The organism is Catenovulum adriaticum, assembly GCF_026725475.1.
Taxonomy (GTDB): Bacteria; Pseudomonadota; Gammaproteobacteria; order Enterobacterales; family Alteromonadaceae; genus Catenovulum; species Catenovulum adriaticum.
Window position 1 is genome coordinate 673,072 of sequence record NZ_CP109965.1, and the last position, 17,742, is coordinate 690,813.

10 protein-coding genes, 6 tRNA genes and 1 pseudogene are annotated in these 17,742 nt (G+C 40.4%); 13 read left to right on the plus strand and 4 right to left on the minus strand.

The window, feature by feature from the left end; all coding sequences use genetic code 11:
- The first annotated feature begins 20 nt into the window (after positions 1–20).
- From OLW01_RS03010 to OLW01_RS03065, 12 genes are all read left to right on the plus strand, one after another.
- Positions 21–2,699, plus strand: a complete 2,679-nt coding sequence (locus OLW01_RS03010; RefSeq protein WP_268075147.1) for a glycoside hydrolase family 16 protein — start codon at positions 21–23, stop codon at positions 2,697–2,699.
- Between the two features lie 79 nt (positions 2,700–2,778).
- Entirely contained in the window at positions 2,779–5,751 is a 2,973-nt protein-coding gene (locus tag OLW01_RS03015; protein ID WP_268075148.1) for a TonB-dependent receptor, read from the plus strand.
- Positions 5,752–5,973: 222 nt separating this feature from the next.
- Positions 5,974–8,523, plus strand: a complete 2,550-nt coding sequence (locus OLW01_RS03020) for a glycoside hydrolase family 3 protein (RefSeq protein WP_268075149.1) — start codon at positions 5,974–5,976, stop codon at positions 8,521–8,523.
- Positions 8,524–8,850: 327 nt separating this feature from the next.
- Positions 8,851–9,495, plus strand: a complete 645-nt coding sequence (gene uvrY / locus OLW01_RS03025) for a UvrY/SirA/GacA family response regulator transcription factor (protein WP_268075150.1) — start codon at positions 8,851–8,853, stop codon at positions 9,493–9,495.
- 141 nt (positions 9,496–9,636) lie between these two features.
- On the plus strand, positions 9,637–11,472 hold the full coding sequence (gene uvrC / locus OLW01_RS03030) for an excinuclease ABC subunit UvrC (RefSeq protein WP_268075151.1): 1,836 nt from the start codon (positions 9,637–9,639) through the stop codon (positions 11,470–11,472).
- Between the two features lie 43 nt (positions 11,473–11,515).
- Positions 11,516–12,061, plus strand: coding sequence for a CDP-diacylglycerol--glycerol-3-phosphate 3-phosphatidyltransferase (gene pgsA / locus OLW01_RS03035; protein WP_268075152.1), 546 nt, complete (start codon positions 11,516–11,518; stop codon positions 12,059–12,061).
- Between the two features lie 179 nt (positions 12,062–12,240).
- Positions 12,241–12,316, plus strand: a tRNA-Gly gene (locus tag OLW01_RS03040).
- 16 nt (positions 12,317–12,332) lie between these two features.
- Positions 12,333–12,406 (plus strand) — tRNA-Cys (locus tag OLW01_RS03045).
- 24 nt (positions 12,407–12,430) lie between these two features.
- Positions 12,431–12,516: transfer RNA gene (locus OLW01_RS03050), tRNA-Leu, on the plus strand.
- 39 nt (positions 12,517–12,555) lie between these two features.
- Positions 12,556–12,631 (plus strand) — tRNA-Gly (locus tag OLW01_RS03055).
- A gap of 33 nt (positions 12,632–12,664) precedes the next feature.
- A tRNA-Leu gene (locus OLW01_RS03060) sits at positions 12,665–12,750 on the plus strand.
- A gap of 48 nt (positions 12,751–12,798) precedes the next feature.
- A tRNA-Gly gene (locus OLW01_RS03065) sits at positions 12,799–12,874 on the plus strand.
- A 107-nt stretch (positions 12,875–12,981) separates the two neighbouring features.
- Here OLW01_RS03065 and OLW01_RS03070 read toward each other — a convergent pair.
- The 3 genes and pseudogenes from OLW01_RS03070 to OLW01_RS03080 all read right to left on the minus strand — a co-directional run bounded on the left by OLW01_RS03070 (position 12,982) and on the right by OLW01_RS03080 (position 15,734).
- Positions 12,982–14,583: pseudogene (locus tag OLW01_RS03070) on the minus strand (YHYH protein).
- On the minus strand, positions 14,543–15,196 hold the full coding sequence (locus OLW01_RS03075) for a sulfatase-like hydrolase/transferase (RefSeq protein ID WP_268075153.1): 654 nt from the start codon (positions 15,194–15,196) through the stop codon (positions 14,543–14,545). Before OLW01_RS03075 ends, OLW01_RS03070 begins: the two are co-directional and overlap by 41 nt.
- 331 nt (positions 15,197–15,527) lie before the next feature.
- Positions 15,528–15,734 (minus strand): bacterioferritin-associated ferredoxin, encoded by a 207-nt coding sequence (locus OLW01_RS03080; protein ID WP_268075154.1) that lies wholly within the window; start codon positions 15,732–15,734, stop codon positions 15,528–15,530.
- Between the two features lie 260 nt (positions 15,735–15,994).
- Between OLW01_RS03080 and OLW01_RS03085 the strand changes: the two genes are divergently transcribed.
- Positions 15,995–16,600 (plus strand): peroxiredoxin, encoded by a 606-nt coding sequence (locus OLW01_RS03085; RefSeq protein WP_268075155.1) that lies wholly within the window; start codon positions 15,995–15,997, stop codon positions 16,598–16,600.
- Positions 16,601–16,891: 291 nt separating this feature from the next.
- Here OLW01_RS03085 and OLW01_RS03090 read toward each other — a convergent pair whose 3' ends face one another.
- Entirely contained in the window at positions 16,892–17,662 is a 771-nt protein-coding gene (locus OLW01_RS03090; RefSeq protein ID WP_268075156.1) for a MipA/OmpV family protein, read from the minus strand.
- Positions 17,663–17,742: the final 80 nt, after the last annotated feature.

A 17,742-nucleotide genomic window follows, 5' to 3' on the forward strand; every position in this document is an offset into this window, starting at 1 on the left:
TCAACTTAGGTAGAGATATTATGAAATTAACGACTAAAAATTTAGCAATAAGTTGTGCTGTTGTTTCAGCGAGCACTTTGCTGGGATGTGGAGGTAGTGTTGAAACCAATACTGATACTTCTAATTACACGCCAGAAGAAACTTCAAGTGCTTGGGAGTTAGTTTGGTCAGATGAATTTGATGGCAACCAAATCGACAACCAAAAGTGGTCTCATGAAGTAAATTGTGCAGGTGGTGGCAATAATGAAAAGCAATGTTACACAGATTCTGAGCAAAATGCCTACGTAGCTGACGGTCAGCTTAATATAGTTGCACTACCAGCAGGGGAAGATGCAGAAAAACCCTATACGTCAGCGCGATTAGTGACTCAATATAAAGCTGATTTTAAATATGGCCGTTTTGAAGCAAGAATTAAATTACCGAGTGGACAAGGCAGCTGGCCTGCGTTTTGGATGATGCCAACTAATTCTGAATACGGTGGTTGGCCTCGTTCTGGTGAGATTGACATTATGGAAGCTGTCAATCTAAAAGTTGAAGATGCCGAAGGTAATGTTGAAAACCGGATTCATGGCACTTTGCATTACGGACAAGAATGGCCGAATAACGATAGCAGCGGACAAGCTTATCAGTTTCCAGAGGGTTTAAACCCAGCAGACGACTTTCATACCTATGCTGTAGAGTGGCAAGAAGGCGAAATACGTTGGTATGTAGATAATAATTTATATGCCACTCAGCGCCAATCACAAGTACGTTATAACTCAAAAAATCAAGCGGTTGGGTTAGCTCACCGAGGTTGGTATACAGAATATTACAATACCCAAGGTGAGCTAACGACTTATTGGGGGAGCGCACCTTACGATCAAGAATTTTTCATGATCCTAAATTTAGCGGTCGGCGGCGATTGGCCTGAGAATGTAAACAACACAGGTATCGACGCTAGTGCATTTGAAAATGGTCAAAGTTTAGAAGTTGACTATGTTCGGGTTTATCAATGCAGTTTAGATCTAGAAACGGGTGATGGTTGTGGCACTTTTCCTCAAAATTATTTCCTAGATACAGATAATGGTGGCGTTTTGGTTGAAGGCGCAGCACCTATTCCATCACCGCCATCAACAGGTGTGGCACAAAATTTAACGATTTTTGACGGAACGGCTAATCCAAATTGGCCAGCTTGGGATTGTTGTGGCGGCTCTACACCGACAGTGGTTAACGACGCTGATAAAGGTGATGTTATGGAGTTTTATGTTGGCGCAACCCCTACGGTAAACGGCTTTTTATCCAGAGCTGATGTGGTTGATACCGAATCTGGCGGAAAAGTGCTTCCGTTTGATGCTTCGCCTATGGCTGAAACAGGTAAAATTAGCTTTGATATGAAAGTCACTTCAATGCCAAATGACACCAGTGCTGCATGGTCAATCAAGTTAGAAAGCGTAGGGGCAACAACAGAAGCAAGCTTTGATTTATCGGCAAGCAATGAAGGCCAAGCCCCTCGAGCCGGGCAATGGCAAACTTACACCTTTGATTTAAAAACCTTGGCGGATGCCGGATTAGATTTAAGTGCGCTTGAAGTGATCATGGTATTTCCTGCTTGGGGCGCTGGAGAAGGTGCCGTTTATCAAATTACAAATTTAACCATTGAGGGCGCTAACTCAGCATCGCCTAAATTGAACGTATTCGAAGAATCAGCAAAAGACACTTGGCCTTTATGGGACTGTTGCGGTGGTACAACCCCTATGGTGATAGATTCAACCGATCCTGAACATGGCATGGTAGCAGAGTTTTCAATTGGCTCAGAGCCAACTGTAATGGGCTTTATTTCACGAACGGCCAATTTAGCTGAAGGCGTTTCACCCGCTCCTTTTGACGCAACTGGGATTTTATCAAATGGGGTTATTCAGTTTGATATGAAAGTCACGTCAATGCCAAGCGACACCAGTGGTGGTTGGTTATTTAAGGTTGAATCGAATGATGGTGATACTGCGGTAGAAATGGCGCTCGACGCCAGTGTTGAGGCGCAGTCGCCAGTCGCTGACCAGTGGCAAACTTATACTTTTAATTTATCTGATTTGGCCAATGCAGGTTTAGATGCCAGTGCGATTGACGTATTGATGATATTTCCAGCATGGGGCACCGGTGACGGAGCTATCTATCAGGTAGACAACGTGAATATATACGATCCTAATGCAGTAGATAGTTTTGCCGGGCATATGTTATTTGCTGATGAGGCTTTAACTGATTGGTCAATTTGGGATTGTTGTGGCGGTTCAACACCAGCGATTGTCAATGATGATACTGAACATGGCATGGTTGCGGAATTCTCTATTGGTGCAGAGCCAACCGTAATGGGTATTAACGCAGATGATGATGTGTATTTAGATGTTTCTAATTTATTAACTAACGGTATTGTTCAGTTTGAAATGAAAGTGATTTCTATGCCAAATGACGCTGAGGCAGCTTGGTTATTTAAGATTGAGTCTAATGATGCTGCAAGTGCGGTTGAGTTAAACTTGTCAGATAGTCAGGAAGGCGCAGCACCAGTGGCTGGGCAATGGCAAACTTATATTTACTCATTACAAGATTTATTTGATGCAGGTTTAGATTTAAGTGCAGTTGATGTGGTGATGGTGTTCCCTGCTTGGGGTAGCGGTGAAGGTGCAACATACCGAATCGACAATATGGTGATTAAGCCGCAAGAGTAGGCAGTAAAATGAGCGGCGAGACTAAGCCGCTTACAACAATTACTTAATCTAGTCTAATAAATTTAAAGAGTAGCAAATTATGAATACAAACAATTTTTATAAAAAACCATTAGCGACTTGTGTTTCAGCAATTATTGCAATGAGTTTTAGCAACCAAGTTATGGCCCAAGATAGTGAAAAAGCAGAAGTTGATGAAGTTATCACGGTAAAAGGCATTAGAGGCAGTTTAATTCGCTCAATGGATTTAAAGCGCGATACTTTTGGGGTCATGGATGCGATTTCTGCTGAAGAAATGGGTAAATTTCCAGACACTAACTTAGCTGAATCTCTACAACGCATTACCGGTGTTACTATTAGTCGGTCAAACGGTGAAGGTAGTGAGATCACAGTGCGTGGTTTTGGTCCTCACTTTAACTTGGTGACGTTAAATGGCCGTCAAATGCCGGGAACAGGTTTTACCCGTTCTTTTAACTTTGAAAACTTATCATCTGAAGGGGTTTCAACCTTAGAAGTAATGAAAACCGCTCGAGCTGAAACTCCAACAGGTGGTCTGGGCGCAACCGTAAATATTGTAACGCCTAAACCATTACAATCACCTGGGCAAAAAGTTAGCGTGATGGGCAAGCTAATTAATGATACCTCTAATGTGGCAGGTGATGATTTTACGCCAGAGTTTGCCGCTTTATACAGCAATACATTTATGGATAATACTTTTGGTGTTGCGGCGACTGTTTCATACCACCGACGAGACTTTCAACAGCAAACGGCTAATATTCAAGGTTGGCACGCCAATGTTGAACTCCCCAGTGAGCCAAATGGCGAGGTGATTGATCATAGGCCAACCGATTCAGAAGGTAACCCAGTTGCAGCTTATACCGATAAAGATGGTAATGCAGTGGCAGGTCATTTTTTTCCAAAAGACATGAATTATAGTTATAGCGATGTTCAGCGTGAGCGAATCAATGGTCAAGTTACCTTACAGTACGCACCAACTGAAGATTTAACCATTACCACTGACTTTACCGGTACGTTAGCCACTACCGGGGTAGAAACAACAGGTTGGGGTATTTGGAATAACTTTGGTGGTAATATTAATGCTTATGAATTGGATGAAAATGGTACAGCCGTTTTTGCTGATATTGCCGGTGACGATGGTTCATTTACCATGAGCCGAAATACCACAGAAGTAGACTCGCGTTCAATTGGTTTAAATCTTGACTGGCAGCTCAATAGCGACATTCATGTTGAGCTTGATATGCATGACTCTATTAGCAAAATTGATAATGGTAAAGATAAAGGAATAAAAAGTAACGGCCAAGTTATTTTAGGTTCGGATAAGCTTGAAAAGAAAATTTATGATTACCGAACCGGTGAAATCCCGCATTATGAAATCTTATGGAATAACGGTACTAATGAGTTAGCTGCGAATGAAATTGACTCTAATTTTGGTCAATTTACGCATACGCCAGGCGAATCTAAAGTACAGCAGGTTCAGCTAGATACCACTTGGGCGAATCCTGAATATAGCGCGTTAGCAAAAATTAAAGGGGGGGTCTCTTATACTAAACAAACCCTTTCAGGCAGTAATGCGTGGAGTGGTTTGCTAGGTAAGCCTGGCTTTAACCCCAGTTTTGCGAATATTTTCCCATCAAGCATATTTACTAAGCAAGATACATCGGGCTTTTTAGATGAGTTTGCAGGTGGTGGCAGTGCACTTTCGCCTAATTATTTTTATACCTATGACTTTGATCAGGTTTTAGCAATTAAACAAGCTTATTTGACTGCAGATGTAGTTGGGGAAAGTGATGCCTTTATGCTTGGTATTTCAGAAGACGCCCCTCAAGATTTAGTTGAAGAAACTACAAGTGCACTTTATCTGCAAAGTGAATGGTATTTTGATGTGATGGACTTTCCTGTGCAAATTAATGCAGGTATGCGTTATGAAAAAACAGATGTTATTAGTCCATCTGAAAGCCGAATTGTTGAAGACGTGGTTTGGTCGACCTCATCAGAGTGGATTACTAATTTTGCCGGTGATGGCGAGTTTCAAAGAGTCACTAATGAAGGGGGCTACGACGTATTTTTACCAATGCTCGACCTTAAAGTTGATTTAACCGATGATGTTGTTGGACGTTTTTCGGTAGGTAAAAGCATGACTCGCCCTGAGCTTGGTTTTCTATTAGGCGGTGAATCTTATACCGGTAGCCCTAAACTCGGGACGAGAACAGGTAGCCGAGGCAACACTAACCTTAAGCCTTATCAATCAACCAACATTGATTTGTCAGTTGAATATTACTATGAAGAAGCCAGTTACATGTCGCTTGGCTTATTTGCTAAAAAAGTAGCTGACTGGATTGATACGACAACGGTCGCTGTCACTTTAGATGGGGTTCATGATGTTTATCAAGGCGAACGATATAATGAAGCCGTGTCACAAATTGAAGCCAATGGCGAGCAAGCAACCGACTCTGCCATTCATGCTCAATTAATCGCCAATGGTTACGGTAATGATGCCGATGCGATTGAAGCCGATCCTAGTAGTGACCCGTTATTGGTTTGGTCTGTTACCTCACCTGAAAACGTCGAAAAACGTGAAGTGTATGGTGCAGAAATTGCTATTCAACATATGTTTGGGGAATCTGGCTTTGGTACTGCATTTAATGCAACCATCGTTGACGGTGATGTGACTTACGATCCCAGCATATTAGATACGCAAACGGTTTTGCCGGGGATTAGCGATTCAGCTAACTTCCAAGCTTTTTATGAAAAAGACGACTTATCAGTTAAATTTACTTACGCCTGGCGTGATGCTTATTTAATTGGTCAAGGCCAAGATCAAGGGTCTTCTGAAGCACCTCCACAGTTTGCCAAAGCCTTTGGTCAGTGGGATGTAAGTGTTAATTATGACGTAGATGAAAACCTGACGGTATTTTTTGATGGCGTTAATATTAACAATGAAACAGAGCAAGGGTATGGTCGGTTTGAAGAGCAATTCTTATTTGCCCGTCAATATGGTCCCAGATACACCTTGGGTGCTCGTTATAGCTTTTAATCTATAAAAGCTATACCCCGCTGGGTTAGTGTTAGCCAGCGGGGCTACTAGCTTTTAACTATTTCAATCCTCATGATTTTAAATTTATCAATTAACTTTGCTGTTTGGTATTAATCGATCCTAGCGGAGTTGTGGTCAGGTACAAGGCTTTAGTGTTGTTGGCTAGCGCAAAACGACTTGATTGACATCAAGCCAATAACCTTGTTTACGAAGGTAACTAAAATGAAAAAACTTAAACGCATTACTTTGGCAGTCACTGTGGCATGTATATCGGCTTGTAGTCAAAGCTCGATCTCGCCAGAAACGACTGATGCTAATAATGAGGGTCAACCACTTTGGCCTAAAATTGATTCAGCCATTAAAAAAGATCCAAAAATTGAACAAAAAGTACAAGCCGTACTAAAAAATATGACATTAGAGCAAAAAATTGCGCAAATGATTCAGCCAGAAATTCGTGATATTAGTGTTGAAGATATGCGTAAGTATGGCTTTGGTTCATATTTAAATGGGGGAGGCTCATTTCCAAATGCGAATAAACATTCTACTACGCAAGATTGGATTGAGTTAGCCGAACAAATGTATCAAGCGTCAGTTGATGACTCAATGGATGGCAGCACCATTCCAACTATGTGGGGCACTGATGCTGTACATGGCCATAATAATGTCATTGGTGCGACTTTATTTCCACACAATATCGGCTTAGGCGCCGCTAATAATCCTGCATTGATTGAAAAAATTGCAAAAGCGACCGCTCAAGAAGTGATGGCAACTGGGATTGATTGGGTATTTGCCCCTACGGTTGCAACGGTACGAGATGATCGCTGGGGTCGAACTTATGAAGGGTATTCAGAAGATCCTGAAATCGTAAAGCAGTATGCCGAATCTATCGTGAAAGGCTTGCAAGGTAGTGAAAAAACCGGGTTTTTAGGTGATGAGCAAGTCATCAGCACAGTGAAACATTTTGTTGGTGATGGCGGCACTATAGATGGAGTTGACCAAGGCAATAACACCACTTCAGAAGCTGATTTGTTTAATATCCACGCGCAAGGTTACATGGGGGGGTTAACCGCAGGTGCACAATCTGTGATGGCTTCGTTTAACAGCTGGAATGGTGAAAAAATTCATGGTAGCCACTATTTATTAACTCAAGTTTTAAAAAATAAAATGGGGTTTGATGGTTTTGTTGTGGGTGACTGGAATGGACACGGCCAAATAAAAGGCTGTACTAATGAAAACTGCCCACAAGCAGCCAATGCCGGTTTAGATATTTATATGGCGCCCGGAAACTGGAAAGCTTTGTATGAAAATACTTTGGCACAAGCTCAATCAGGCGTTATACCTGAGTCGAGAATAAATGATGCAGTGACAAGAATTTTACGGGTTAAATTTAGAGCTGGTTTATTTGACAAACCCAGCCCGGCAAAACGTGTATTGGCTAATAAACCTGAGCTTATCGGACACCCTGAGCATAGAAAAGTGGCAGAGCAGGCTGTTAGAGAGTCACTGGTGTTATTAAAAAACAACCAGCAATTATTACCGCTCAACCCAAATATTAATGTATTAGTAGCCGGCGATGCGGCTGATAATATTGGTAAGCAGTCAGGTGGTTGGACAATTACTTGGCAAGGCACGGGTAACCAAAATTCCGATTTTCCGGGTGGTAGCTCAATTTACGATGGGATTGCAGAGCAAGTTAAAGCCGCAGGTGGCTCAGTAGAGCTTAATGAAAATGCAAATTTTACCAAAAAACCTGATGTTGCTATTGTGGTGTTTGGTGAAGAGCCTTATGCAGAAGGGGTTGGAGATCGAGCGCACCTTGGCTACCAACTAGACTCCAAAACAGACTTGGCTCTACTCAAACGTTTGAAAGCGCAAAACATCCCGGTGGTTTCAATTTTTATTAGTGGTCGCCCAATGTGGGTTAATGCTGAGCTGAATGCAAGCGATGCATTTGTTGCCGCATGGTTACCCGGTTCAGAAGGCAGTGCTGTGGCAGATGTCTTATTTACTGATAGCTCAACCCAAGTGCAACATGATTTTGTTGGGAAGTTGTCGTTTTCTTGGCCCAATAGCGCAACGCAACAAGTAAACCGGTTTGATAAAAATAAAACCGCGTTATTTGATTACGGCTATGGTTTAACTTATCAAACTCGCAGTAACAATACAGCGCTGGTTTCAGGTCAACTAAATGAGGTGTCAACACTAGCATCAAACAAAACTAATCAACTGAACTTGTTTGATGGCAAAGTGGGCAACGTATGGGAAATACGCTTATTTAATCAGTCTACTGAAAAAACGATTAACTCAAATTCAGAGCAACTTAATGGAGTTTACTACCGCACCATTGACAGATTCATTCAGGAAGATGCGTTTAGAGTTAGATTTGATGTTTCGAATAAAGCAGGCATTAAATTTGAACTTGTGGGGGATTTACCCGATTTTTTCTCAACATTAGCCAAGCAGCAAGCTAATTTAGTACTGGATCTTAAACGAGAAAGTGAAGTTAACGCACCTGTTTTTATTTCTATGAGTTGCGAAAAGGATTTGACTTGCAAGTCAAGTGTCGATATTTCGAAGGGGTTAAACAAACTTGGATTAAATGAATGGCAAACTTTATCAGTTAGTCCAAATTGTTTTGAAGCGGCAATAATGAGCGATAGCCAATTAACTGTGCCTTTTGAGCTAAATAGTTTAGCTGAGCTTAATTTATCAATTAGTCAAATTGAACTTTCTGCTAAAAAATCTGAAAAAAATCATATTTCATGTAATTAATTCAGGTTAACTGCTCGCTTTACATTAGTCAAAGCAGCAAACTCGCCAAGTTAAACCTCATTGTTTTTAAACGACAGTGAGGTTTTTGTCTATTTTATCTACTATTCACCGAGCGAATTTAGTTTATTTGGCTAAATACGCAATCTATTCTTTACTTTTATAGCGGATTTGTTAAAAATCTGGATATATACATACTCACATATTGCTTAGGGTTATTTGCTTAAATACAATTTATTTAACTGACCTAGGTTCAATTTTGTTGAGTAGTTTTGGGTGATAACATGCGTTTTAAAACTTTTGACTTGGCCAGTGGGCTCCGGAGTTCATTTGATTAATATATTATTAGTAGATGACCATGAATTAGTGAGGACAGGGATAAGTCGCATTTTAAATGAAGTTCGAGGGATAAAAGTGGTTGGTGAGGCACAAACAGGCGAAGAGGCTGTTAAATTTTGCCGAGAACATAATCCACATATCGTGCTCATGGATATGAATATGCCGGGGATAGGTGGCATTGAAGCTACCAAAAAAATTGTTCGTTTTTGTCCTGAAACTAAAGTGATCTTTCTAACGGTACATGCTGAAGGGCCGCTACCTTACAAGGTAATGCAATTAGGCACAGCAGGTTATTTGACTAAAAGTGCTTGCCCTGACGAAATGATAAAAGCGATTCGTTTAGTGCATTCTGGGCAGCGATATATTGCACCTGAAATTGCTCAGCACATTGCATTATCACAATTTTCTGGTCAGGACGATAATCCTTTTGATCTATTATCAGAGCGTGAATTGCAAATCATGCTGATGATAACCCGTGGCGAAAAAGTGCAAAATATTTCAGAAAAACTGAGTTTGAGTTCAAAAACCGTGAATAGCTATCGTTATCGCATGTTCGAAAAACTTAAAGTGAGTGGAGATGTTGAATTAACGCATTTAGCCATTAAATATCATATGTTAGATACCAGCAGCTTATAAAATTAAGCTGCTCAATTATGCTGTATGAGTTATGCAATATAAGCATAAGTTTAATAAAGCATAAAACGAACTCATACTAAACTTTTTGATTAAATCCTCGTATTATACTTCATAACTTTTTGGCCGAACCGGATATTTTTAGTGGCAAAAACTGAGTTTGACTACCAATCTTTTTTAAAAAATTTAACCCAACAGCCCGGCGTTTATCGAATGTACGATAAGGCGGGTGATATTATTTATGTGGGAAAAGCAAAAAACCTTAAAAAACGAGTGCCTTCTTATTTTCGCGATAACTTAAGTAATGCTAAAACAGTTGCTTTGGTTCGTCAGATTAATCATATTGATGTCACTGTTACCCATACTGAAACTGAAGCGCTTATTTTAGAAAACAATTATATTAAGCAGTACATGCCAAAATATAATGTTTTGCTACGTGACGATAAATCTTACCCTTATATTTTGGTATCCGACCACCAACATCCACGCTTAGCCTTTCATCGCGGAGCGAAAAAGAAAGCAGGGCAATATTTTGGCCCATATCCATCAGGCGGAGCGGTGCGAGAAAGTTTACGGGTAATGCAAAAAGTATTTCCGGTACGCCAATGTGAAGATAGCTATTATCAGGCACGTACGCGGCCGTGTTTACAGTATCAATTAAAAAGGTGCTTAGCCCCTTGTGTTGAAGGTTATGTCTCTGACAATGTATATTTGGAGCAAGTACAGCTGGTAAAATTGTTTTTACAGGGTAAAAGCCAAGAAGTTATTAATTTATTGGCTGACAAAATGGAATCGGCCAGTCAATTACTCCAATTTGAAAAAGCAGCGCAATACAGAGACCAGCTTACCGCATTACGTAAAGTACAAGAGCAGCAATATGTTACCGGTAATCATAAAGCGTTAGATATTATTGGGTTTGCTTATCAGCATGGCGTGGCTTGTATTCATTTATTATTTATTCGCGAAGGCAAAATTTTGGGTAGTAAAAGTTTTTTTCCTAAAATGCCAAAACAAGCTGAAAGCGAAGAGATATTAACGTCGTTTGTCGCACAGTATTATTTAAATCAAGACGATGGTCGCCAACCGGGCAAAGAAATTGTTTTACCGCACGAAATTGCAGAGCAGCAAGGGTTACAATCAGCAATACAAGAGCTCTATCAACAAGCCGTGCAGCTCGTTGTACCCACCCGGGGTGAAAAAGCTAAATATTTACAGTTAGCTTCAACCAATGCACAAAATGCGGTGAGTACTCGGTTGACGGAATCTTTATCTATGCAGCGCAGATTTGAAGCGCTTGATTTAGCATTAGAATTGTCTCAACCTATTGGCCGAATTGAATGTTTTGATATTAGCCATACGATGGGTCAGCAAACAGTTGCCTCTTGTGTTGTTTTTAATCGAGATGGTCCATTAAAGGCCGATTACCGAAAATATAACATTGAAGGCATTACGCCAGGCGATGATTATGCCGCTATGGCTCAAGTATTAGCTCGGCGATATAAAGATTCTCAACCAGACAATAAGATACCTGATGTTGTTTTTATTGATGGGGGCAAAGGCCAGCTCGCGCAAGCAGAGTCTCATTTTGCAAATTGGACTGGAAAAATGCCATTATTAGTTGGCGTCGCAAAGGGCGTGACTCGAAAGCCCGGGTTAGAAACATTAATTATGGCTGGCAGTCATCAAATTTTAAATTTGGAATCTCATTCTCCCGCACTGCATTTAATTCAGCACATTCGTGATGAGTCACATCGTTTTGCGATTACTGGCCACAGAGTCAGACGGCAAAAAGTTAAAACGACATCATCGGTTGAATCTATTCCAGGTATTGGGGCCAAACGGCGCCAAGCACTGTTAAAATATTTAGGCGGAATGCAAGAACTAAAAAATGCTTCTGTTGAACAAATAGCGAAAGTGCCAGGTATTAGTGCTAAAATCGCGGAGGTGGTTTTTTCATACTTACATGACAAACCCCATTAAATAGTGCGACAATAACGCCAACTTATACAGGTTGAATGATTAGATGTGGAATATACCTAATATATTAACGGTGTTTAGAATAGTTTTAATTCCGTTTTTTGTACTGTTTTTTTATTTCCCCGTAGCTTGGGGTGCTTATTTAGCGGCCGGTGTTTTTGCGCTTGCTGCGGCAACCGATTGGTTAGACGGTTATTTGGCAAGGCGTTGGCAGCAATCAACGCCTTTTGGTGCGTTTTTAGACCCAGTCGCCGACAAGCTCATGGTAGCCACCGCTTTAGGTTTGATCGTTGAACATTACAATGTGTTTTGGATCACCTTGCCCGCCATTGTGATGGTGTGTCGTGAAATTTTAATTTCGGCGCTACGAGAGTGGATGGCAGAGTTGGGCAAACGAGCTGCGGTTAAAGTTTCTAATTTGGGCAAATATAAAACTTTTGCACAAATGGGGGCTATATTTGGTTTGTTAATGCCACTCACTGGAATGCCGTTTTGGTTTAGTATCGGATTATTTTATATTGCAGTGGTTTTAACTTTTTGGTCTATGCTCATTTACTTAAAAGCAGCTTGGCCAGAATTTAAAGTAAATTAGTTTTCAAAGCGTAAAAATGGCTGTTTTTAGCGCGGATAGCTGTTTTATTGAGCGGTTAGAAAAAATATTGAAATTAAGTGTTGACTCATTCTCAATACTTTGTAAAATGCGCCTCGTTTTCAGGGATGCTGTGAAACATAAACTTTGATAGTTTTGCTTTGTAGTTCTGGATAAATGTTGCGGCTGTAGCTCAGTTGGTAGAGCACGACCTTGCCAAGGTCGGGGTCACGAGTTCGAGTCTCGTTAGCCGCTCCAATAGTTTAGCTGATGCGGCGGGTTGGCAGAGTGGCCATGCAGCGGATTGCAAATCCGTCTACCTCGGTTCGACTCCGGGACCCGCCTCCATAAACTGAAAACAAAAATTGTGTCGCCCGGGTGGTGGAATTGGTAGACACAAGGGATTTAAAATCCCTCGCTCATAGAGTGTGCCGGTTCAAGTCCGGCCCCGGGCACCATTCTCGTTTAACAGAGCGTGAATGGAGCAAACAAATGTTGCGGCTGTAGCTCAGTTGGTAGAGCACGACCTTGCCAAGGTCGGGGTCACGAGTTCGAGTCTCGTTAGCCGCTCCAAATTTTAAGCTTTTTAGCTATCTGTATTGTGTCGCCCGGGTGGTGGAATTGGTAGACACAAGGGATTTAAAATCCCTCGCTCATAGAGTGTGCCGGTTCAAGTCCGGCCCCGGGCACCATTCCTTTTTGATGGAATGCTGCAATAAAATGTAATACTTATCTACTATGCGGCTGTAGCTCAGCTGGTAGAGCACGACCTTGCCAAGGTCGGGGTCACGAGTTCGAGTCTCGTTAGCCGCTCCAAATCTTATTTTATCTCTCTTGTTTTCTATTCTTCATTTTTATCTATTATGCTTAATATTTTGGATTTAGATCCTAGCTCCAAGATCTTAGTTCCTAGCTCCTAAACTCTATCTTTTATTAAATGATGGATCGGGTGTCCCTTTAAAGCAGTTTAAAATGTAAGGGTAGCTTTCGGTAATATAATATCCGTAAACTCCATTGTAAGTCACGCCGTTACATTCATCCAAGTCGCCAGCCCCTGGCACGTACTCATAATCATCTCTAAATGTACCATCATATATGCCGCCAGATTCTGCTTCACCAGAAGGACGTTCACCTCATTTTAACTGATAACTTGAAACAGCTTTACGAATGATGCCTTTATCATCAATAAAAGGTCCAAATATTGGGAAGCCATCAGCTGCAAAGCCAATTACCGCAGAGCTGCTATTTGCATTTGTTTCATACATGGCGTTTGGGGTACCATGGTAATGGTAAGTACCGTCAGGTTGTGTATGAGCGTTGTGAGAATCAACATTAAAGTTATTCGCTTCATGTATCGGATCATATCGCCACGGTGTTGACATATCGTTACAGCCAATTTTTCCGTCACCAACACCATAGCAAGCTGCTGCGAGTAAATCGACTTTTATTCCGTTCAGTAATAGCGCGTTATCAGTGACTAAAGATAATGCCGTCGTTTCATCGGCCAGTGTTGGATTAGTGGTTACTTCAAACTGATCATTTTGTGGTGATACTTGATTAGGAAAGCGTCTGGCACCATCATTAAAATCATGGTTTGGGATGGCATTTGTATTAAATAAGCATTTATCGTCCGTTAAGCTAATTGTAAAAGCACCTTGGTAAGCAATCATTTCATTTATGTCGTATACATCTGACATGTAAGTATTGACGTAAGATGCACAATTAGCGCTACGATTGTTAAAAGTCGCATAGGTAATGTCGATTGCTGAGTTTTCATGACAGACTAACACATCAAGCTGGTTTTTTAACTGAGCAAATGCAGTTTGCCCTTCGCTAGTTAGGGTAGGGTTACTGAGTAAATTATCCGTTTCCACCAAATCATCAATAAGTTGATAAAACTCCATGTCGTTATCGGAATACTTAATTAGCTTATAATGCGGTTCACGAATGGCATAGCTCATACCTGTAGTGCTTTGATAATTGCTAAAAACAATGTTGCGCTCGGCTGCTGCGCTAGAATCAAACAATAAATCGTAAAAACTATGACTGTCGTTAATTGAATGCAGCTCAATACCTGCCATTTCAGCTATGGTTGAAAATAAATCAGCACCGGATAATAAAGCGCTTTCGTATTCGCCTTTGCGGGTAATAAGATCACCGCTAATGATAAAAGGCACATTAATACCGCCTTGATATAAAGTGCCTTTAGATTGTGTTTTACTAAATAACCCCGTTTCCGGCTCAATGATTCGCTTGGGCGTTCCATTATCTGACATATAAATAATGCTCGTATTTTTGCGTGTTTGTTCGGGGAGTGAGTTAAGTAAACGTGCAATTTCATGATCCATAGCTTCAATTGACGCTAAATAATAATCGCGTGGATTATTATTTATGTCGGCTTGGGTTCCGCTCAAATCGTTTCGGCTATGTAACTCAGCAGGCGGTAGATGAAATGGTGCATGTGGCGCTGCATAAGTAAGCCAGCTAAACCAAGGGGGTATCTGCAGGTTGCTGTTTAATCCAATTAATGGCTAAGTCTGTAATTTTTTGGGTATGGTATTGAGTTTGCTGTGTTTGCTCGCCATTAACGGTTAATGTCCAATCAGTATAGCTACTTAAATTTGTCAGCGAGCCTGCGTAGTAATCTACGCCAAATTGGTTGGGGCGAGCTGCTTCATCGGCTGGACTTAAATGCCACTTTCCAAAAAAGCCAGTTTGGTAATCTTGTGTGGCAGCTTGGCTTTTAAGATAAGACTGAATGCTTTGTTCAGTTAAAGATAAGCTCGCAGGCACCGAATTTACGCCGGTATGAATACCGTGCTTACCTGTTAAAATTTGTGCGCGGCTGGTTGCACAAGCGGGCGTTGTCCACATATTGTCAAAAATGATTCCATTTTGTGCGATTGAATCTAACGTGGGTGTATTGGGTAAATCTAAGCTGTAGTTATACTGCGCGGAGGCATCTAAACCTTGATCGTCGCTAATAATTAATAAAATATTGGGTTTAGAGGAAGCTGTTTCAGGAGTGGTATTACCATTATTTAAATTATCAGTATTGTCTGTATCGGGTATGTGTTTGCTGGTATTGCATCCTGCTAATATTAGAGCTGTAAATAAGGTGACTGCTAATTTATTCATAAGAGTTTCCGGAGTTAATGTTAATCCAGCAGGTAGCTTAAGTTATACCTACAAATAACCTCACGGCTCGTTAGGGACTATTTTACGGTTTGGATGAGTAATTTAGCCTTGTTAACTAAGTTTAGTTAAGTGAGCGATAATACATAGCCAATGCCGGTCGAGTCGTGATTATTTACAGCTTAGCAAAAACAATATGAGCTAAAGATGAGTGAGTTAAAATTGAGTTGAGTGAGTTGTTGATGGTCGAACTTTAGGAATAAAAATTTAAGTGGGTATAGGAATAAATTGGTATAGGGTAATAGTGCTTAAATTAACAGAAGGGGAAATAAATTTAAGCAAATGCTGCGATCAATAAGCCGTTTTCTTTGTCCGCTAAAATTTTTGATTGTTGGATAACTTCAACCGCATGCTTACGGCATTTACCACATTGGTCAGCAACATCCATTTGTTTTCTAAGATCAGCCAAGCTATCACAGCCGTTTTCAACTGCTTTTTTAATCGCTTTATCTGTAATGCCGTTACATAAACAAACGTACATAATTACCTCTCTTAGTTAGTAATCTCATTATAAATGAGAAACGTTCGTATTAGCAACAGTGTTTTTTAAATTTATGACAATTTTGTCATTTAATGCGTCGTTTTAAGCAAAAACTTTTGTAGATGATCGAAAAAATTAAAAATTCGCTTTTAAATCCTTGGTTTTTAATAATCCGCCCATATAATCTTTTCACATATTGGTTGTTTGCAAGTAGCAAACCAATCAATTTATTTCCACAAAAATACGTATGGAGAATTATAATGTCAGTATTAGTAGGTCGTCCCGCTCCGGATTTCACAGCCGCTGCCGTTTTAGGTAATGGTGAAATTGTTGAAGATTTCAAATTAAGCGAAAAAATCAAAGGCAAAAAAGCCGTTATTTTCTTCTATCCATTAGATTTTACTTTTGTATGTCCTTCAGAATTAATCGCTTTTGATAAGCGTTTTGCTGAGTTCCAAAAGCGTGGTGTTGAAGTAATTGGTGTTTCTATCGATTCACAATTCACTCATAACGCATGGCGTAACACAGCAGTAAACGACGGTGGTATTGGTCAAGTTCAATATCCTTTAGTTGCTGACGTTAAGCACGAAGTATGTCAAGCATACGATGTTGAGCACCCAGAAGCTGGTGTTGCTTTCCGTGGTTCTTTCTTAATTGACGCTGACGGTGTTGTTCGTCACCAAGTAGTTAACGATTTACCATTAGGTCGTAACATCGACGAAATGCTACGTACAATTGATGCATTAAACTTCCACGAAGAGCATGGTGAAGTTTGTCCTGCTGGCTGGCAAGAAGGTGATAAAGGTATGGACGCAAGCACATCTGGTGTTGCTTCTTACCTTTCAGAAAACGCTGATAAACTATAATTTAGCTCAGCCCTAATTTAGGGTTAGTTTTTATAGTTAAATACCAGCTAAAAAACCGTTTGGTTTACGCCAAGCGGTTTTTTGTTTTTGTGAGCGCAAATTTTTTAATTTGTTCTATACTTTACTTAAATAACCTGAGTTTAGGCTATTTAAAGTTAAAATTGTTTAGATATAAAAAAACTGTGCTTGAGGTATCTATCTAGCCGGAGTCTTGAATGTTAAGGCTCCGGCTTTTTAATTTATTTAAGATGAACTTGAAAGTGAAATTAAAATTGAGGTTAAAAGTTTAGATTAATTAAAAAATCTAGAGTAGGTCAACATAAAGCTTAAGCTAGCATCTCGCTCCGTTAGCGGGCTATCAGTAATGGCATCGTCATACCAAGTGTGGTTGATTCCCGCGCGGACAAAACCGCCATACATAGGACTAGAGGCTGAAAAGCCAACACTTTTATTAAGCGCTGATTGACCTTGATAAAACGCTCTGTCAGCCGTTGCTTCACTTGCTCTAACACCATAATAATAATCTACATTGTGGCTATCTAAATAAGTTAACCCTATGTCTGGGCCAAAACTAATAGGCCCATAACGGTATGATTTAGCCACTTTAAAGTTAGCCTCATAACCGTTTGAGCGTGATAATACATCGGCTCTGAGCTTAGCAGATAAATGCCAGCCTTTAGGTTTGTAATCAACCCCTAAACCAGCATCCATTGAAAACTTACGTTCTTCCATTCCTTCAAAATAATCACTGTCTGATTCATCGAAGCCTTCAAATCGAGGGGCAACTAATGCGGATACTTTAACTTGGTTATGTTGATACAATTTATAACTAATAAAAGGCCCATAAACACTTAATTTATCCCCCTGATAACCAAACAATGGCAGGGGTACAACTCGTTGTTTGTAGCCTTTATAAATTTCACGTTTGACCGCTACACCAACCCCATAGGTAAAACCTTGAGGTGCGCTAAACTGACGTTTAGGTGAGGGGGCCTGTTTAGCCTGAGTGCTAAAACAGCTAAAAATCAGCAATAAGCTGGTGGCGGTTAGCGTTTTTTTCATAAATTTTATTTCCGTTTAACGTTTAAGCTATCTTAAATTCAGCTACTAATATTAGGTGATACGGAGAGAATATAACTTTA